Raw genomic sequence first — 16,356 nt, forward strand, 5'->3', positions numbered from 1 at the left:
GGAAAGGCCCGGGCGGCAATCAGAGTTCGCGGCCCGCGCGCCGTTCCGCGTGGCGCAGGTGCAGCGTGGCGCCGAGGCGGGCGATCGGCGCGGGCGGCAGGCGGCTGGGTGGCGCGCTGGCCAGCGCCCTGTCGAGCGCGGGAGAGCCGATGCCGAGGGCCAGATCCGCCGCCAGCCCGCCGGCCAGGGTGCCTTTCGCGGTGCCGAGCCCGTTCTGGCAGCAGGCGCTGAAAAGCCCCTCATCCAACGCGCCGATCACCTGCACGTTGTTGCGGCTGAGGCAGAGGCGGCCGCCCCAGCGGTATTCCATCGAAACCCCGTCCAGCATCGGGAAGCGGGCGGCGAAGGCGCGGTCATGGGTCTGATAGACTTGTTTCAGACGCGCCGGGCTGGCCTTCATCGAGGGCTCGAAGGTGAACCGGTTGCGCACGATGATGCGATCGCCGCCGGTGCCGGAAATCCTGCGCACGGTGGAGCCCATCGGATCGGAGGGCGTGAGCCCCCAGACGGCCTGCCCGCCGAGCCGCGCGCATTCCTCCGGTGACAGCGCGCGCGTCATCGAGGCATAGGTGAAGACATGCATCAGGCGGCCGCGCATCCGGCCGAAGCTTTCGAGGTGTCCGTTGACGGCGAGGATCACCCGCGGCGCGCAGACCTCGCCGTGTGGCGTCGTGGCGATCCAGTCGCCGAGGCGTTTCAGCTGAACCACGGGCGAAGCCTCGTGCAGGCGCACCCGGTTGCTGCGCAGCCCCTGCGCCACGCCGCGCACGAACATCGCCGGCTGGATCATCGCGCTGCCCGGCGTGAACAGGCCGCCGGTATAATAGCTGGTGCCTGTGATCTCGCGCATCTGGGCGGCGTCGAGATGTTCGTGCGGCTCGCCCATCGCGGCGAGATGGTGGGCGAAGCTCTCGTTGTGGGCCTGTCCGCGCTGCGACGCCGCGCCGTTGATCTTCCCTGACCGCGAGAAGGCCTCTTCGGGCAGGCCGAATTGCTCGGCCATCTTCTGGGCCTGCGCGATGCCGCGGCGGTTGTCCTCGGTCTGGGCGAGATCGGCCTGAAGCGTGCCGCCGTAATCCTCGGAGGTCAGGTCATGGGGCAGATCGACCATGAAGCCCGAGTTGCGCCCCGCCGGGCCGTCGCCCACGCGCACCGCGTCCAGCAGCACGATCCTGTCGCCCGGCGCCTTTTCGGCGAGGCGGTGGGCGGCGGCGAGCCCGGCGAAACCGGCGCCGATCACCAGCCAGTCGGCGGTGATGCGGTGCTCCAGCGGCTCGGGCGGCGGCGGCTCCGGCAGCAGCCGGTTCCAACCCGCCGGGCCGGGATCCACCGGCAGGTGGCGCACCCGCATCCTCAATACTCCTGGTTCAGCGCATCGGCGGCCGGGATCTCCCGCTCGCGCCGGGCGATGAAATCGCGCAGGGCCTCGTCCTTCGCCACGTCGAGGCTCGGTTCTTCGTAGTCGGCCAGCAGGCTGCGCGCGCGGATCAGGGCGCGTTCGGTGATCTCGACGCTGCCCTCGGCCTGCCATTGCTCGATGGAGTTGTTGTCGAACATCTCGGGCATGAAGAAGGCCTGCTGGAAGCGTTCAAGCGTATGCGGATGGCCGAGGTAGTGCCCGCCGGGGCCGACATCGGCGACGGCGGCCAGCGCGGTATCGAAATCGCTCCAGTCGATGCCTTCCGCCATGCGGTAGCCCATGGCGCAGACCTCGGCGTCGACGATGAATTTCGCGGTGGAGCAATGCATCCCGGCCTCGTTCCAGCCGGCGGAGTGCCAGATGTAGTTGCAGCCCGCGAGCAGCACGGCGTTCAGCGTCATCGCGCTTTCGTAGCCGGCCTGCGCGTCGAAGGTCTTGGCGCCGCCGAGCGTGTTGGAACTGCGCCACGGCACGCCGTAGAAGCGCGCCATCTGGCCGATCATGAAATTCATCAGGCTGATTTCGGGCGTGCCCGCCATCGGCGCGCCGGATTTCATCGACACGGTGGAGAGGTAGTGGCCGTAGATCGCCGGGCAGCCCCTGCGCACGACCTGCGTGTAGGCCAGCGCGCTCAGCGCCTCGGCGTTGAGCTGGGCCACGGTGGCGGCGGTGGAGGCAGGCGTGTTGGCGCCGCCCAGAACGAAAGGCGAGCAGAGCACCGGCTGGTTGCGCCGGCAGAAGGCGCGCAGGGCACCCAGCATGGTTTCATCCCAGACGAGCGGGGAGTTGCCGTTGCAGTTGCCGGTCACGACGGGGTGGGATTCCATGAATTCCGCGCCGAAGAGCAGCGCGCACATCTCCATCACGTCCTCGGCGTTTCGGGGGCTCGTCGTCATGCCCATGAACGTCTTGTCGGAGTATTTCATCGAGGAATAGGTGATGCGCAGGTGGCGCTGGCTGATCGGGTGATCGCAGGGCTCAACGATGTGGTGCGCGGAGGAATGCAGCGCCGGCAGCATGTGGCAGAGGCGGTGGAAATTGGCGAGATCGTCCAGCGTCGGGGCACGGCGGACATCTTCCAGATCGCGCAGGTAGGGCGCCCCCGTCATCGGCACGAAGATCGCGTGATCGCCGCCGAAGGGCAGGGCGTTGGCCGGGTTGCGTGCTTGGTACGTGAAGCGCTCGGGGATGGTGGCGATCAGCTCCCGCACGAGGTGCCTGTCGAGGTAGACGCGTTCGTCCACCACCTTGGCACCGGCCCTGCGCCAATCCTCCAGCGCGATCGGATCGCGGAACCGGACGCCGACGTTTTCGAGGATCTCCATCGAGGCGGCATCGATGCGGGCCACCTGTTCGCCGTCCATCGGCTCGGTTAGCGGCAGCCTGCGCCGGAGCGCGGGCAGCATGGTGATGTCGCGGCTCTGGCGTTGCGCCCTGCGCGCGCCGCGCCCGCGCCGGGTGGTGCCGACGGCTTCAACGCTCATGGCGCGCCTTCCCTGATCCTGCTTCAGCCCACATTGTCGCCGTCCTTCGGGTCGGTGAGATCGATCCAGATCGTCTTGAGTTCGGTGTATTGATCGTGGGCCTGCAGGCCGTTGTCGCGCCCGCCGAAGCCGGATTGGCCGTAGCCGCCGAAGGGGGTGGTGATGTCGCCCTCGCCGTAGCAGTTCACCGTGACGGTGCCCGCCCGGATGCCGCGGGCCGCACGCAGGGCGCGGCGCAGATCGCGGGTGAAGACGCTGGCGGCGAGGCCGTAGTCCGTGTCGTTGGCCAAGGCGATGGCTTCTTCGGTGGAGGCGACGGTGAGCACGCCGAGGATGGGGCCGAAGACCTCTTCCCGCGCGAGGGGATCGTCGCGGGTGATCTCGTAGATCTTCGGCGTCACGTAGGGACCGTCGGGCGCATCGCCGCCCTTCAGGTAGCCCGCGACCTTGGCGCAATGGGCCGGATCGATGAGCGCGCCGAGGTGAGTGGCCGGATCGAGGGGATCGCCCGTGCGCCAGTCCCGCAGGCGGGCGGCCATGCGTTCCATCAGCGCCGGTTTCACGGCTTCATGAACGATCAGCCGGCTGGCGGCCGAGCAGTTCTCGCCCATGTTCCAGAAGGCGGCGTTGAGCAGGTGCTCGGCCACGTGATCGAGGTTCTCGGCATCCTCCAGCACCACCGCCGGGTTCTTGCCGCCGCACTCCAGAACCACCTTCTTGAGGTTGGAGTCCGCCGCGTAGCGCAGGAAGCGGCGGCCCGTCTCGGTGGAGCCGGTAAAGCTCACCATGTCCACGCCCATGTGGCGGCCGAGCGGCTGGCCCACGCCGGGGCCGTCGCCGGGCAGCACCTGCAACACCCCGCGCGGCACCCCGGCCATATGGGCGAGTTCGGCCAGCCGCAGCGCCGTCATCGAGGTCTGTTCGGCCGGCTTCACGATCACCGAGCAGCCGGCGGCCAGCGCGGGGCCGATCTTCCAGGCCATCATCAGCATCGGGAAGTTCCACGGCAGCACCGCCGCCACGACGCCGACCGGCTCGCGCACGATCAGGCTGAGGGCGTCATCGCCCGTGGGGCCGGCCTGATCGTAGATCTTGTCGATCGCCTCGGCGTGCCATTTGAGCGTCTGGATCGTTTCCGGCACGTCGATCAGCACGCAGTCGCGGATCGGCTTGCCGGACTCGAGGCTTTCCAGCACGGCCAGCTCGTCACGGCGCCGGGTGATGAGCTTGCAGAGGCGGATCAGCACCTCCTTGCGCTCGGAGGGGTGCCGGTGCGCCCAGTCGCCGCGCTCGAAGGCGTCGCGCGCCTTCTCGACGGCGAGATCCACGTCGGCAGGGCCAGCGGTGCAGAACCGCGCAAGCGGGGCACCGGTGGCGGGGTTGAGCGTTTCCATCTCGGGGCCCGATCCCCTGCGGAAGCGGCCATCGATGAAAGGAGTCGTCGGGAAGGCCAGATCGGCGGCGATGGCGGCGTATTCGGAGCGGGTCAGAAGCGCGGTCATGCGGCCTCTCCTTCGATGGCGGCGAGGCTTGCGTCCATGGTGCGGATCACCCGTTCGAGCGTGCGGCGGTCGTCCTTGTTGAGCGGTTGCAGCGGCTTGCGGGGCGGGCCGGCGTCGATCCCGCGCAGGGTGAGCCCGTGCTTGATGCATTGGATGAAGGCGCCGCCCTGTTCGAGCACGGCCATCAGCGGCAGCATCGCCGACATGATCGCGCGCCCCTTGGTGAAATCGCCCTCCAGCGCGCAGGCGCGATAGAGGGCGAGGTGGGCCTCGGGGGCGAAGTTGGACCCGGCGCAGACCCAGCTGCGCGCGCCCCAGGCGAAGAACTCGAGGGCCTGGTCGTCCATCCCGCAGGAAAGCGCGATATGGGGGTAGTCACGCGCCAGCATGTGCAGCCGGTTCGGATCGCCGGAGCTTTCCTTGATGGCGCAGAAGTTCGGCGAACGGCCGAGCCTGTCGAGGCAGTCCTCGTCCATGTTGACGCTCATCCGGCCGGGGTAGTTGTAGAGCATGATCGGCAGGTTGGCGGCCCTGTCCACCGCCAGCGCGTGCAGCGCGATCTCACGCCCCGTCGGGTAGGCATAGGGCGGTGTGGCCACGAGGAGCGCATCGGCGCCCGCTTCCTTTGCGGCAATCGCGTAGGCCACGCTGTCTTCGGTGCGGATGGCGCCGGTTCCGACGATCATCGGCACGCGCCCGGCGATCAGCGCCTTGACGCGGGCCATCATCCCGATGCGCTCCTCCATCGTCTGGGCGTAGTATTCCCCGGTGGTGCCGGCCACGATGAGCCCGTGGACTCCGGCGCCGATCAGCTTCTCCACCACCTGTTCCAGCGCCGCCTCGTTGAGGCTGAAGTCCGCGTTGTAGGGGGTGACGAGCGGGGTGTAGATCCCTTCAAATCGCATCCCGGCGCTCCTTCAGGCTGATCACATCCACCGGCAGCGGATCGGGGCGCACGTAGCGCTCCATCCGGTCGCGGCTGAGATCCCAATGTTGCAGGGTCAGATCGATGGCGAGCGCGCTTTCGCGCTTCTCGATGGCGGCGATCATCGCGTCATGCTGGGCGCAGGCTTTCGCGACGAGATCGCTCTCCGCCTCGGACGCCGGGCGATAGAACGTCTGGCTCAGGCGGGTGTGATCGATCAGCAGGCGCGAGAGCGCTGCCGTGAGGTAGGGGTTGTGGGCCATCTCGCCGATCAGCGCGTGGAAGGCGTGGTTGGCCAGCACCGCGCGCCCGGCGTCCCGCCCGCCCGTCGCCGCGGCGAACTCGCGCTGGATCTCCTTCAGCGCATCAAGCTGGGCTTCGGTCCGGTTCTCCGCCGCCAGACGCGCGATGTTGGCGTAGATCATCGGCGCGGTCTGGAAGAAGGTGCGCATCGCGGCGATGCCCATGGAAGCCACCTTGGCGCCGCGGTTCTGCGTCAGTTCGAGATAGCCTTCCCCCTGGAGCCGTTGAAGCACCTCGCGCACCGGCGTGCGCGAAAGCCCGTAGCGCGCCGCGATGGTGCCTTCGTCCAGATCCAGCCCCGGCGCGAGCTCGGTGGACAGGATGCGCCTGCGCAGATCCGACAGGCAGTCTTCTTTCGAGAATCGTGTCATGGGGAAGCGTAGCACACAAATTGTATACGACGTGTATTCAAAAAAATTCCCCCCCGTGACGGCCCTCTCCCGGCGTGACTGTGCCGGGGGCATGGGGTAGGCTTCGCGCAAGAGCCAAGGTGGCCAGTGACGAGGAGAGCGGTTTTGGACGGGCAGGACATCACGAGCGCGGCGCAGCGGGAGCGGACGCCGCCGAAAACGGTGGAGGAGATCCGGGAGGCTTTCCTTGATGACGCCTCGGCGGAGGGGCTGATCGTGCGCGGGCAACTGCGCCAGGATCTGCTCGCGCTCATCGTTTCCGGCTACAAGCGCGGGGGCTATTTCGTCGAGTTCGGCGCGACCGACGGCGAGAAATACAGCAATTCGAACCTGCTGGAGAAGCGTTTCGGCTGGCAAGGCATCCTCTCGGAGCCCGCCGTGGGCTGGCACCGCCGCCTGCGCCGCAAACGCGACTGCATCATCGACACACGCTGCGTCTGGCGCGCCACCGGCGAACACCTGAGCTTCGACATGGCGAAATCCAAGACGCTCTCCACGCTCACGCAATTCGCCGACAGTGATCACCACGCCGAGAAGCGGGGCGAGGATTTCGAGCGGCTGACGGTGGAGACCGTTTCGCTGGCCGACATGCTGGCCGAACACGGCGCGCCGGAAGCGATCGATTATCTGTCCGTGGATACCGAGGGCAGCGAGTTCGAGATCCTGAAGGCCTTCGATTTCGGCCGCCATCGCTTCGGGTTGATCACCGTGGAGCACAATTTCACCGAGCAGCGCGAGAAGATCCACGATCTGCTGGTGTCCAACGGCTACAAGCGCATCCTGAGCGATCTGAGCAAGTTCGACGACTGGTATATCCCGGCCCGCTGATATGGCCGGCGGGCGCGCCGGTCAGCCGCCGCGCGCGGCCTTGTACCAGCTTTCGATCACGTTGCGGGCCTCGCCATCCATCTCGAAAGCATTGGGCGGGGGCATGGCGTGGCTGGCCGCGGCCTGAAGGTAGATGCGGTGCGCCTCGCGGGCCACGTCGGCCTCGGTTTCCAGCAGCACGCCCTTGGGTGCCCAGCGGATGCCCTCCCACACCGGTTCGCGCGCGTGGCACATGGAGCAGTTGCCCAGCACGGTGTCATAGGCTTCCGCGAAGCCGGGGGCGGAGGCGAAGCGTTCCTCGGCCGGCGTGAGCGGACGGGCTTCGGCCTCTTCCAGCGTCGTGCCGCCGGGCACCGTGGAAAGCCATGCGATCACCAGCATGATGATGGCCGTCACCGCCCACGTCCACCAGAGCTTCCTGCCCGTGGCGTGCATCGTGTTGAAGAACAGCCGGATCGTGACCCCGGTGAGGAAGATCAGGCTGGCGATGATCCAGCTGTATTCCGTGGCGAAGGCCAGCGGGTAGTGGTTGCTGAGCATCAGGAAGACGACGGGCAGCGTCAGGTAGTTGTTGTGGGTGGAGCGCAGCTTGGCGATCTTGCCGTATTTCGGATCCGGCGCGCGCCCCGCCTTCAGATCCGCCACCACGATCTTCTGGTTCGGAATGATGATGAAGAAGACGTTGGCCGTCATGATGGTGGCGGTGAAGGCGCCCAGGTGCAGCAGCGCGGCGCGGCCCGTGAAGATCTGGTTGTAGCCCCAGCTCATCGCCACCAGCAGCGCGAACAGCAGCAGCATCAGCACCGTCGGCGTTTCGCCGAGCCGTGATTTGCAGAGGAAATCGTAGAACAGCCAGCCGATGGTGAGCGAACCGGCCGAGATCAGGATACCCTGCCAGAGCGCCAGCTCCGCCTTGGACGGATCGAGCAGGAACAGTTCGCCCCCCACCCAGTAGACGATCATCAGCAGCGCCGCTCCGGACAGCCAGGTGGAATAGCTTTCCCATTTGAACCACACCAGATGCTCGGGCATGTTCGCCGGGGCCACGAGGTATTTCTGGATGTGATAGAAGCCGCCACCATGGACCTGCCATTCCTCGCCGTGGGCGCCGGGTGGCAGGTGCGGCACCTGCTTGAGCCCCAGATCGAGCGCGACGAAATAGAAGGACGAACCGATCCACGCGATCGCCGTCACCACGTGCAGCCACCGCACCGCGAAGGCCACCCAATCCCAGATCACCGCCAGATCATACATCACTTTTCTCCTGCCAGCTGTCCCCGCGCCAGCCTAGGCGAGCCGGGTTTCTTCTGCTATTGCTGGGCTTTATCAAGCACCATCAAAAAAAACGGAAGAATGTCCTACTTCGACAATATCCGCACGTTCGTGCGTGTCTATGAATTGGGCAGCATGTCGGCGGCGGGCAGGGATCTGCGGATTTCCCCGGCGGTCACCTCATCGCGCATCTCGCAGCTGGAGGAGCACCTCGGGGTGCGCCTGTTCCAGCGCACGACGCGGAGCCTTGCGCCGACGGAACAGGGCAAATCCTTCTACAGGGGCGCGACCGACATCCTCGCCGCCGTGGAGGCCGCGGAGGCGCAGATCGCCGACATCACCGAGAATCCGCGCGGGGCGCTCTACGTGGCCGCGCCGCTGGGCGTGGGGCGGCGGCTGATCGCGCCGCAGGTGCCGGCCTTCCTCGAACGCTATCCCGAGGTAAGCGTGCGTCTGCGCCTCACCGACCGCACGGTGGATCTTACGATCGAGGGGCTGGATCTCGCCTTCTTCCTCGGTGAACCCGCCGACAGCGCCCTGCGCATCCGCAAGATCGCTGACGTGGAGCGCGTGCTCTGCGCCGCGCCTTCCTACGTGGCACGGCGCGGCATGCCGGCGGACGGCGCCGCGCTCGTGGCCGAGGGGCACGAATGCCTCAACCTGCGCTTTCCCGGCGCGACGGAATTCCAGTGGCGGCTCTCGACGGCGGAAGGCCCCAAGCGGTTCCGCGTGGCAGGGCGCTACGAGAGCGATGACGGCGATGTGCTGACGGACTGGGCGCTGTCGGGGCAGGGGATCGTGATGAAGCCGCGTTTCGAAGTGGCCGAGCATCTGGCCAGCGGCGCACTGGTACCCGTCGCGCAGGCCACGCCGCCGGTGCCGATCCAGATGGCCTGCCTGTTTCCGCACCGGCGCGGGCAGGATCCGAAAACCCGGCTCTTCATGGATTTCGTGATCGACCGGATCGCAGACGCGGTGCGCGGCGCCTAGCTGCCGCAATGAGTGGAGAGCACTCGCAGCGAATGAGGTGGAGCGCCGACCCGAGGGGGGGGCGCAATCGCGCCGCCCCTGTGGGGGCGGGACGGCGCGGCCCAACAGTGCCTGTTGGGCGAAGGTTCTTTCTCGTTAGCTGCCGCGATAGGTGCTCATGCCGAAGGGCGACAGCAGCAGCGGCACGTGGTAGTGCGCCTGCGGATCGCTCATGCCGAAGCGGATCGGCACCTCGTCCAGGAACAGGATCTCGCCCTCCGCCTGGCCCGTGGCGCGCAGGTAGTCCCCGGCGAAGAACACCAGCTCGTAGGTGCCCGTCTCGAAGGCCTCGGCGGGCAGGATCGGGGCGTCGGTGCGCCCGTCGGCGTTGGTCACGGTTTCGGCGATCTTGCGATGGCTGTTGCCCGACACCTTGTAGAGCGCGATGCGGATGCCCTCCGCCGGGCAGCCGCGGGCGGTATCCAGAACATGGGTCGTCAGGTAGCCGGTCATCTCATTCTCCTCAGGTCTGCCTGTTTTTAGGGCGGGAAATCGGCCTTGCGCGAGCGTTTCGGGGCAGAAGGCTCTTTTTGGCATTTTTTGAAAACGTGACAGGATCTTCTGGTTTATTTTGTGGCAAAACAAGAGGGCAAGACAGGTGCAACGTTACCCCCGTGACATGAGAGGCCATGGCCCGACGCCGCCGCAGGCCAAGTGGCCCGACGGCGCGAAGATCGCCGTCCAGATCGTGCTGAACTACGAGGAAGGCGGCGAGAACAACCTCCTGCACGGAGATGCCGCCTCGGAAGCCTTCCTGTCCGAGATCACCGGGGCCCAGCCCTGGCCCGGGCAACGGCATTTCAACATGGAGTCGATCTACGAATACGGCGCCCGCGCCGGCTTCTGGCGGCTGCACCGGATGCTGCGCGATCTGCCGATCACGGTCTACGGCGTGGCCACGGCGTTGGCGCGTTCGCCCGAGCAGGTCGCCGCGATGAAGGCCGCCGGCTGGGAGATCGCGAGCCACGGGCTGAAGTGGATCGAACACAAGGACATGCCCCCCGAGGAGGAGCGCGCCCAGATCCGGGAGGCGATCCGCCTGCATACCGAGGTCACCGGGTGCCCGCCGCGCGGCTGGTATACGGGGCGCTGTTCGATGAATACGGTGGATCTGGCCGCCGAAGAAGGCGATCTGGCCTATATCGCCGACAGCTACGCCGACGATCTGCCCTATTGGGTTAAGGCCGGCGGCAAGGATCAGCTGATCGTGCCCTATACGCTGGATTGCAACGACATGCGCTTCGCCATCCAGGCGGGCTTCACGGCGGGCGATCAGTTCGAAACCTACCTGAAGGACAGTTTCGACGTGCTCTATGCCGAAGGGCAGGCGGGCGCGCCGAAGATGCTTTCGATCGGGCTGCACTGCCGCCTCGCCGGCCGCCCGGGCCGTGCCGCCGCCTTGAAGCGCGCGCTGAATTACATGGCCGGGCACGAGGGCGTCTGGTTCGCCACGCGGGAGCAGATCGCCGATCACTGGGCCGCGACCCATCCGCCGGTATCGGCGCCGCGCCCTTCGGAGATGGACAAGGCCGCCTTCGTGGAAGCCTTCGGCGGAATCTTCGAGCACAGCCCCTGGATCGCCGAAGCCGCCCACGATCTGGAACTCGGCCCCGCGCATGACAGCGCGCTGGGCGTGCACTCGGCGCTGGCGCGGGTGTTCCGCTCCGCCACCGAGGCGCAGCGCCTCGGCGTGCTCACCGCGCACCCGGATCTTGCCGGCAAGCTCGCGCAGGCGAAGCGGCTGACGGCGGAAAGCTCGTCGGAGCAGGCCAGTGCCGGGCTCGACGCGCTCACCGACGCGGAACGCGCGCGCTTCACCGAGCTCAACGAGGCTTACACGGCGAAATTCGGCTTTCCCTTCATCATCGCCGTGCGCGATCACGACAAGGCCGGCATCCTCGCCGCCTTCGAGCGCCGGATCGGCAACGACCGCGACACGGAGTTCGCCGAGGCCTGCCGGCAGGTGGAGCGCATCGCCGAATTGCGGCTGCTGGAGAAACTGGGCGGATGAGCCGGCTGATCGCCCTGGAGCCGCTCACCGCGGAGGCCTTCGCCCCCTTCGGCGACGTGCTCGACATCTCCGGCGATCCCGACAAGATCATCAACCAGGGCCTCTGCGGGCGCTACCACGATCGCGCCCGGCTCGATTTCGCCGACGGGCGGGCCGGCATCAGCCTGTTCAACGCGCAGGCCCGCAGCCTGCCGCTTCGGCTTGAGATGGTGGAGCGCCACCCCGAGGGCAGCCAGGCTTTCCTGCCGATGCAGCGCGCGCCCTTCCTCGTGGTCGTCGCGCCGGACGAAGCGGGCCAGCCGGGCCGCCCGCGTGCGTTTCTCACGCGGGAAGGGCAGGGCGTGAACTACCACCGCGGCACCTGGCACGGCGTGCTCACCCCCCTTTCCGAACCCGGGCTCTTCGCCGTCGTCGACAGGATCGGCAGCGGCGCCAACCTCGAAGAGCACTGGTTCGACACCCCGTTCACCATCACCGGTGAAACCGGACCCGCCAGCTGAATAAGGCGGGCCGACCGACCAACAGGACAGAGGGAAACAGAATGACAGACACCACCATCGGGACGCTGGAGGAACTCCGCGATCCCAACTACACTCCGCCGCTGGCCAAGGCCGTTCCGCTGGGCATCCAGCACGTGCTGGCGATGTTCGTCTCCAACGTGACCCCCGCGATCATCATCTGCGGTGCGGCGGGTTTCGGCTTCGGCTCCAACAGCCCCGACTTCCCGCAGATGATCTACATGATCCAGATGTCGATGTTCTTCGCCGGCGTCGCCACGCTGCTGCAGACCATCGGCCTTGGCCCCGTGGGCGCGCGGCTGCCCATCGTGCAGGGCACCTCTTTCGCCTTCATCCCGATCATGATCCCGCTGGTGGCGGGCAAGGGCGTGGACGCCATGGCCGTCGTCATGGGCGGCGTGCTGGTGGGCGGGCTCTTCCACGCCTGCCTCGGCCTCTTCATCGGCAAGATCCGCTTCGCCCTGCCGCCGCTGGTGACGGGCCTCGTGGTGACGATGATCGGCCTCGCGCTCGTGAAAGTGGGCATCCAGTATGCCGCCGGCGGCGTGCCGGCCATCGGCACCGAGGAATACGGCTCGGCCCTGAACTGGCTCATGGCCGGGGTGGTGATCTTCGTCACGCTGGGGCTGAAGTTCTTCACCCGGGGGATGCTTTCGGTCTCGGCCGTGCTGCTGGGCCTCGTGGCGGGCTACGTGGTGGCCTTCCTGCTGGGCGAGGTGAACCTCGGCAACGTGGGCCGCGCGGCGAGCTTCGCCCTGCCCAACCCGCTGCACTTCGGGCTGGAATTCAGCGTCGCCGCCATCATCGGCTTCTGCCTGATGGCCTTCGTCTCCGCCGTGGAGACCGTGGGCGACGTGTCCGGAATCACCAAGGGCGGCGCGGGCCGCGAGGCGACCGACAAGGAGATCCAGGGCGCGACCTACGCCGATGGCCTCGGCTCCGCCGTGGCGGGGCTTTTCGGGGCGCTGCCCAACACCTCCTTCAGCCAGAACGTGGGCCTGATCGCCATGACCGGCGTGATGAGCCGCCACGTGGTGACGATCGGCGCGCTGTTCCTGATCCTCTGCGGCCTCGTGCCAAAGATCGGCGCGGTGATCTCCTCGGTGCCGATCGAGGTGCTGGGCGGCGGCGTGATCGTGATGTTCGGCATGGTCGTGGCCGCCGGCATCTCGATGCTGTCGGACGTGAACTGGAACCGCCGCAACATGGTGATCTTCGCCATCGCGATCTCGCTCGGGCTCGGGCTGCAACTGGAACCGGGCGCGCTGCAATACCTGCCGGGCACGCTGAAGATCCTCGCCACCTCCGGAATCCTGCCGGCGGCGCTGATCGCCATCGTGCTGAACCTCGTGCTGCCGCAGGAACTCTCCGGAGAGGCGACCGAGGAAGTCTCGGGCGGGCTGTCCGGCCATGGCGCGGGCTCGCTGGGCGGCGGCAAGTAAGCGGCCGGAAAAGATTGAAAGGCGCGTGGGGGCAGCCCCGCGCGCTTTTCTTGCGCTCGACGGTAGCGCCGACCCGAGGGGGGCGCAAACGCGCCGCCCGTTTTGCCGAAGGCAAACCTTTGGTTTGAAGGGGCGGGTCGGCGCGGCCCAACAGTGCCTGACGGGCAATTGGTTCACGTTTCCGATCCTGCCGATCAATCAGCTCGGTGCGTTTTCGCACTCTGAACTGTTGGCAATCCAATGTCACTTTCCGCAGTGCATTGAAAAAGCTACCCTCCGCCCAACACCTGCCCGGAGCGCCGCCATGCCCTATATCGAAAGCCTGCGTGTCTTTACCCGCGTCGTGGAACTCGGCAGCATCACCGCCGGTGGGCGCGACCTTCGGCTGACCCCGGCGGTGGCGTCAAAGCGCATCAAGGAGTTGGAGAAGAAGCTCGGCGTGCGCCTGTTCAACCGCACCACCCGCTCGATCAGCCCCACCGAGGTGGGCCAGCGCTTCTACGAGGAGGCGCGCAAGGTGCTGGAGGCGGTGGACATGGCCGAGACGGTCGTGGCGCAGTATTCCGACACACCCCGCGGGGTGATCCGCGTGACGGCGCCACTGGGCATCGGGCGGCGGGTGATCGCGCCGCTGATCCCGGAATTCGTGGACGAAAACCCCGAGGTGCAGATCCGGATGCGGATGTCGGACCGCAAGGTGGACCTGCTGGCCGAAGGGCTGGACGTGGCCTTCTTCGTGGGCACGCCACCGGATTCCAGCCTGAAGATGCGCAAGATCGCCGACGTGGAGCGCGTGCTCTGTGCTGCGCCGTCCTACCTTGAGGCAGCGGGCACCCCGCAGCGCCCCGAGGATCTGCTCGCCGGGCACAACTGCCTGCTTTTGCGCTTTCCGCGCTCGCCGGAATATTTCTGGATGCTGCAGACGGCACAGGGGCCGCGGAAGCTGGAGGTCTCGGGCCGCTACGATGCCGATGACAGCGACGTGCTCACCGATTGGGCGCTCGCCGGGCGCGGGATCGTCAACAAGCCGCGCTTCGACGTGGCCGAACACCTCGCCTCGGGGCGGCTGGTGGAGGTGCTGCCCGAGCATCGCCCGGTGCCCTCGATCTTCGGCTGCCTCTACCCGCACAAGAAACTGCTGGACCCGAAGGTCCGGCGGCTGGTGGATTTCGTGGTGGCGCGGCGCGGAAAGCTGCTCGGCTAGCGGCGGGGGGCGAGCCTCAGCGGCATCTGGCGGTTCACGTCCTTGTAGAGCAGGTAGCGGAACTTGCCCGGCCCGCCCGCGTAGCAGGCCTGCGGGCAGAAGGCGCGCAGCCACATGAAATCGCCCGCTTCCACCTCCACCCAATCGCCGTTGAGCCGATACGCGGCCTTGCCTTCCAGCACGTAGAGCCCGTGTTCCATCACGTGGGTTTCCAGGAAGGGGATGACGCCGCCGGGCTCGAAGGTGACGATCGTCACATGCATGTCGTGGCGCAGATCGGCCGGATCCACGAAACGGGTGGTGGCCCATCTGCCCTCGGTGCCCGGCATCGGGGTGGGGGCGATCTCCTGCTCGTTCAGGATCAGCGGATCCGGTGCCGAAAGCCCCTCCACCGGCTCGTAGGCCTTGCGGATCCAGTGGAACCGCAGCGGCGCATCGCCCGTGTTCCTGAGCCTCCAGTCGCAGGCGGGCGGCAGGTAGGCGTAGCCGCCGGGCACCATCCGGTGCGCCGTGCCCTCGACGGTGAGCGTGGCCTCGCCTTCCACCACGAAGAGCACCGCTTCGGCCTCCGGGTCGCTTTCGGGGCGATCCGAGCCGCCGCCGGGGGCGACCTCCATGATGTATTGCGAGAAGGTTTCGGCAAAGCCCGTCATCGGGCGCGCCAGCACCCAGAGCCGCGTGGCCTCCCAGTGGGGCAGGTAGCTTGTCACGATGTCGCGCATGGTGCCGCGCGGGATCACCGCGTAGGCCTCGGTGAAGATGGCGCGATCGGTCAGAAGTTGATCCTGTCCGGGGTGGCCGCCCGTGGGGGCGTAGTAAGACGGGGCGGACATCGGGGCTCCTTGCTGAGGGCGTTCGGGCTCTTCGGATAATGGGCCGGGACGGGCGGGGGCTGCCAGCGGCTTTCCGGCGAAGGGTGCTTTCGGCGGCGTTTGAAAATCGCCACCTGCATCCCGTCGCCGGCCGCTATTCCTGCAGTTGCGCCCACATCTCCCTGTCGCGCGCCGCGGTCCAGATCCGGGGGGTGTCGATCCCGCGGGCCTCGTCGTAGGCGCGGGCGACGTTGAAGGGAAGGCAGTGTTCGTAGATGGCGTAATCGGCGAATTTCGGATCACATTCCGCGCGCACGGCGGCGAAGGCCTCCTTCAGGCTGCCGCCGCGGGCCGCTACGCGGGCGGCCGGCCCGTAGGTGGACCGGATGAAATCCTCGGTGGAGGCCAGCGCCCGGGCGACCATCTCTTCACCGATCAGCGCATCGCCCCGCCCCGGGGCGATGGCCTTCGGGGCGTAGGCGGCGATGGCCTGCAGCGTTGCCGGCCAGTCGCCGAAATGCCCGTCCCCGCAGTAGCAGGCGGAGCGGTATTCCACGATGTCGCCGGTGAACATCACCTCGGAATCCGGCACCCAGACCACGGCATCCCCGGCGGTATGGGCGCGGCCCGGAGTGAAGATCTCGATCCGGCGCTTTCCGAGGTAGACGCTCATGCGGCCGGAGAAGGTCATCGTGGGGCGGGTAAGGCCGGGGATCTCCTCGTGGCCCCGGAACAGGCGCGGGAAACGCTCGAACTCGCTCTGCCAATCCTCCAGCCCGCGCTCTTCCACCATGGCGGCGGCCTTGTCCGACATGATGATCTCGCGCGCGCCGTAGGCGGAGGCGCCCAGCACGCGCACCGCGTGGTAATGGGTCAGCACGAGGTGGGTGATCGGCTTGTCGGTGACGGAGCGCACGCAGTCGATGACCTTTCGCGCCAGCCGCGGGGTGGCCTGGGCCTCGACGATCATCACGCTGTCATCGCCGACGATCACGCCGGTGTTCGGATCCCCTTCGGCGGTGAAGGCGTAGAGGCCCGGCCCGATCTCGGTGAAGCTGACGGTTTTCTCCGCCATGTCGGCGGCGGAGGCGAAGGCCTTGGTCATGGGTCTCTCCGGGTGGTCTGCCGGCGCGCGGCGGGTACTCGGCGGGAGTGTCCGGGGGTGCCGGGGGAAAGTCAATCGCGGCAAAGGCAGC

The 16,356-nt window shown here is 67.5% G+C and carries 15 protein-coding genes; 6 read left to right on the plus strand and 9 right to left on the minus strand.

Going from position 1 to position 16,356, the window contains the following annotated elements; translation table 11 throughout:
* Positions 1-19: 19 nt before the first annotated feature.
* From PSA7680_RS13910 to PSA7680_RS13930, 5 genes are read right to left on the minus strand one after another with little or no spacing between them, the layout of a single operon-like run.
* On the minus strand, positions 20-1,351 hold the full coding sequence (locus PSA7680_RS13910) for an NAD(P)/FAD-dependent oxidoreductase (protein WP_085869324.1): 1,332 nt from the start codon (positions 1,349-1,351) through the stop codon (positions 20-22).
* A 2-nt stretch (positions 1,352-1,353) separates the two neighbouring features.
* The gene (locus tag PSA7680_RS13915) at positions 1,354-2,904 is read right to left on the minus strand and encodes a trimethylamine methyltransferase family protein (RefSeq protein WP_085869325.1); all 1,551 of its coding nucleotides are present in this window, start codon (positions 2,902-2,904) and stop codon (positions 1,354-1,356) included.
* Positions 2,905-2,927: 23 nt separating this feature from the next.
* Positions 2,928-4,406 carry an aldehyde dehydrogenase gene (locus tag PSA7680_RS13920; RefSeq protein ID WP_085869326.1) on the minus strand — a complete coding sequence of 493 codons (1,479 nt, stop codon included), beginning with the start codon at positions 4,404-4,406 and terminating at the stop codon, positions 2,928-2,930.
* Positions 4,403-5,311, minus strand: a complete 909-nt coding sequence (locus PSA7680_RS13925) for a dihydrodipicolinate synthase family protein (RefSeq protein WP_085869327.1) — start codon at positions 5,309-5,311, stop codon at positions 4,403-4,405. The genes PSA7680_RS13920 and PSA7680_RS13925 overlap by 4 nt, the downstream gene beginning before the upstream one ends.
* Positions 5,301-6,005, minus strand: coding sequence for a GntR family transcriptional regulator (locus PSA7680_RS13930; RefSeq protein ID WP_085869328.1), 705 nt, complete (start codon positions 6,003-6,005; stop codon positions 5,301-5,303). The genes PSA7680_RS13925 and PSA7680_RS13930 overlap by 11 nt, the downstream gene beginning before the upstream one ends.
* Positions 6,006-6,149: 144 nt before the next feature.
* Between PSA7680_RS13930 and PSA7680_RS13935 the strand changes: the two genes are divergently transcribed.
* Complete coding sequence (locus tag PSA7680_RS13935) at positions 6,150-6,872, plus strand: FkbM family methyltransferase (protein WP_176244145.1); 723 nt, start codon at positions 6,150-6,152, stop codon at positions 6,870-6,872.
* Positions 6,873-6,893: 21 nt separating this feature from the next.
* On the opposite strand, the gene PSA7680_RS13940 is transcribed toward PSA7680_RS13935, so the two are convergent.
* Positions 6,894-8,126: a urate hydroxylase PuuD gene (locus tag PSA7680_RS13940; protein WP_085869330.1), complete on the minus strand. Its 1,233-nt coding sequence runs from the start codon at positions 8,124-8,126 to the stop codon at positions 6,894-6,896.
* Between the two features lie 99 nt (positions 8,127-8,225).
* Between PSA7680_RS13940 and PSA7680_RS13945 the strand changes: the two genes are divergently transcribed.
* Complete coding sequence (locus PSA7680_RS13945) at positions 8,226-9,134, plus strand: LysR family transcriptional regulator (RefSeq protein WP_085869331.1); 909 nt, start codon at positions 8,226-8,228, stop codon at positions 9,132-9,134.
* Between the two features lie 135 nt (positions 9,135-9,269).
* On the opposite strand, the gene uraH is transcribed toward PSA7680_RS13945, so the two are convergent.
* Positions 9,270-9,626, minus strand: a complete 357-nt coding sequence (gene uraH / locus PSA7680_RS13950) for a hydroxyisourate hydrolase (RefSeq protein WP_085869332.1) — start codon at positions 9,624-9,626, stop codon at positions 9,270-9,272.
* A 145-nt stretch (positions 9,627-9,771) separates the two neighbouring features.
* On the opposite strand from uraH, the gene puuE reads away from it, so the two are divergent.
* The 4 genes from puuE to PSA7680_RS13970 all read left to right on the plus strand — a co-directional run bounded on the left by puuE (position 9,772) and on the right by PSA7680_RS13970 (position 14,348).
* Complete coding sequence (gene puuE / locus PSA7680_RS13955; protein WP_245824650.1) at positions 9,772-11,184, plus strand: allantoinase PuuE; 1,413 nt, start codon at positions 9,772-9,774, stop codon at positions 11,182-11,184.
* Positions 11,181-11,684 carry an ureidoglycolate lyase gene (locus PSA7680_RS13960; protein ID WP_085869334.1) on the plus strand — a complete coding sequence of 168 codons (504 nt, stop codon included), beginning with the start codon at positions 11,181-11,183 and terminating at the stop codon, positions 11,682-11,684. The genes puuE and PSA7680_RS13960 overlap by 4 nt, the downstream gene beginning before the upstream one ends.
* Positions 11,685-11,725: 41 nt before the next feature.
* Complete coding sequence (locus tag PSA7680_RS13965; RefSeq protein WP_085869335.1) at positions 11,726-13,144, plus strand: uracil-xanthine permease family protein; 1,419 nt, start codon at positions 11,726-11,728, stop codon at positions 13,142-13,144.
* Between the two features lie 304 nt (positions 13,145-13,448).
* A complete protein-coding gene (locus PSA7680_RS13970) occupies positions 13,449-14,348 on the plus strand; it encodes a LysR family transcriptional regulator (protein ID WP_085869336.1) in 900 nt (299 codons plus the stop codon).
* Here PSA7680_RS13970 and PSA7680_RS13975 read toward each other — a convergent pair.
* Together PSA7680_RS13975 and PSA7680_RS13980 are read right to left on the minus strand one after the other, a co-directional pair.
* Positions 14,345-15,181, minus strand: coding sequence for a bifunctional allantoicase/(S)-ureidoglycine aminohydrolase (locus PSA7680_RS13975; protein ID WP_085869337.1), 837 nt, complete (start codon positions 15,179-15,181; stop codon positions 14,345-14,347). The two genes, PSA7680_RS13970 and PSA7680_RS13975, sit on opposite strands and share 4 nt — an antisense overlap.
* Before the next feature lie 133 nt (positions 15,182-15,314).
* Positions 15,315-16,265, minus strand: a complete 951-nt coding sequence (locus PSA7680_RS13980; RefSeq protein ID WP_085869338.1) for an MBL fold metallo-hydrolase — start codon at positions 16,263-16,265, stop codon at positions 15,315-15,317.
* Between the last annotated feature and the right edge of the window lie 91 nt (positions 16,266-16,356).

The sequence above is a fragment of the Pseudoruegeria aquimaris genome, from assembly GCF_900172235.1.
Lineage (GTDB): Bacteria > Pseudomonadota > Alphaproteobacteria > Rhodobacterales > Rhodobacteraceae > Pseudoruegeria > Pseudoruegeria aquimaris.

What these genes read in the sequence shown, in the direction of transcription:
- PSA7680_RS13960 (WP_085869334.1), top strand. Translation starts at nt 11,181, where the DNA reads ATGAGCCGGCTGATCGCCCTGGAGCCGCTCACCGCGGAGGCCTTCGCC.
- PSA7680_RS13970 (WP_085869336.1), top strand. Translation starts at nt 13,449, where the DNA reads ATGCCCTATATCGAAAGCCTGCGTGTCTTTACCCGCGTCGTGGAACTC.
- PSA7680_RS13940 (WP_085869330.1), bottom strand. Translation starts at nt 8,126, where the DNA reads ATGTATGATCTGGCGGTGATCTGGGATTGGGTGGCCTTCGCGGTGCGG.
- PSA7680_RS13910 (WP_085869324.1), bottom strand. Translation starts at nt 1,351, where the DNA reads ATGCGGGTGCGCCACCTGCCGGTGGATCCCGGCCCGGCGGGTTGGAAC.
- uraH (WP_085869332.1), bottom strand. Translation starts at nt 9,626, where the DNA reads ATGACCGGCTACCTGACGACCCATGTTCTGGATACCGCCCGCGGCTGC.
- PSA7680_RS13980 (WP_085869338.1), bottom strand. Translation starts at nt 16,265, where the DNA reads ATGACCAAGGCCTTCGCCTCCGCCGCCGACATGGCGGAGAAAACCGTC.
- PSA7680_RS13975 (WP_085869337.1), bottom strand. Translation starts at nt 15,181, where the DNA reads ATGTCCGCCCCGTCTTACTACGCCCCCACGGGCGGCCACCCCGGACAG.
- PSA7680_RS13965 (WP_085869335.1), top strand. Translation starts at nt 11,726, where the DNA reads ATGACAGACACCACCATCGGGACGCTGGAGGAACTCCGCGATCCCAAC.
- PSA7680_RS13925 (WP_085869327.1), bottom strand. Translation starts at nt 5,311, where the DNA reads ATGCGATTTGAAGGGATCTACACCCCGCTCGTCACCCCCTACAACGCG.
- PSA7680_RS13945 (WP_085869331.1), top strand. Translation starts at nt 8,226, where the DNA reads ATGTCCTACTTCGACAATATCCGCACGTTCGTGCGTGTCTATGAATTG.
- PSA7680_RS13930 (WP_085869328.1), bottom strand. Translation starts at nt 6,005, where the DNA reads ATGACACGATTCTCGAAAGAAGACTGCCTGTCGGATCTGCGCAGGCGC.
- PSA7680_RS13920 (WP_085869326.1), bottom strand. Translation starts at nt 4,406, where the DNA reads ATGACCGCGCTTCTGACCCGCTCCGAATACGCCGCCATCGCCGCCGAT.
- PSA7680_RS13915 (WP_085869325.1), bottom strand. Translation starts at nt 2,904, where the DNA reads ATGAGCGTTGAAGCCGTCGGCACCACCCGGCGCGGGCGCGGCGCGCGC.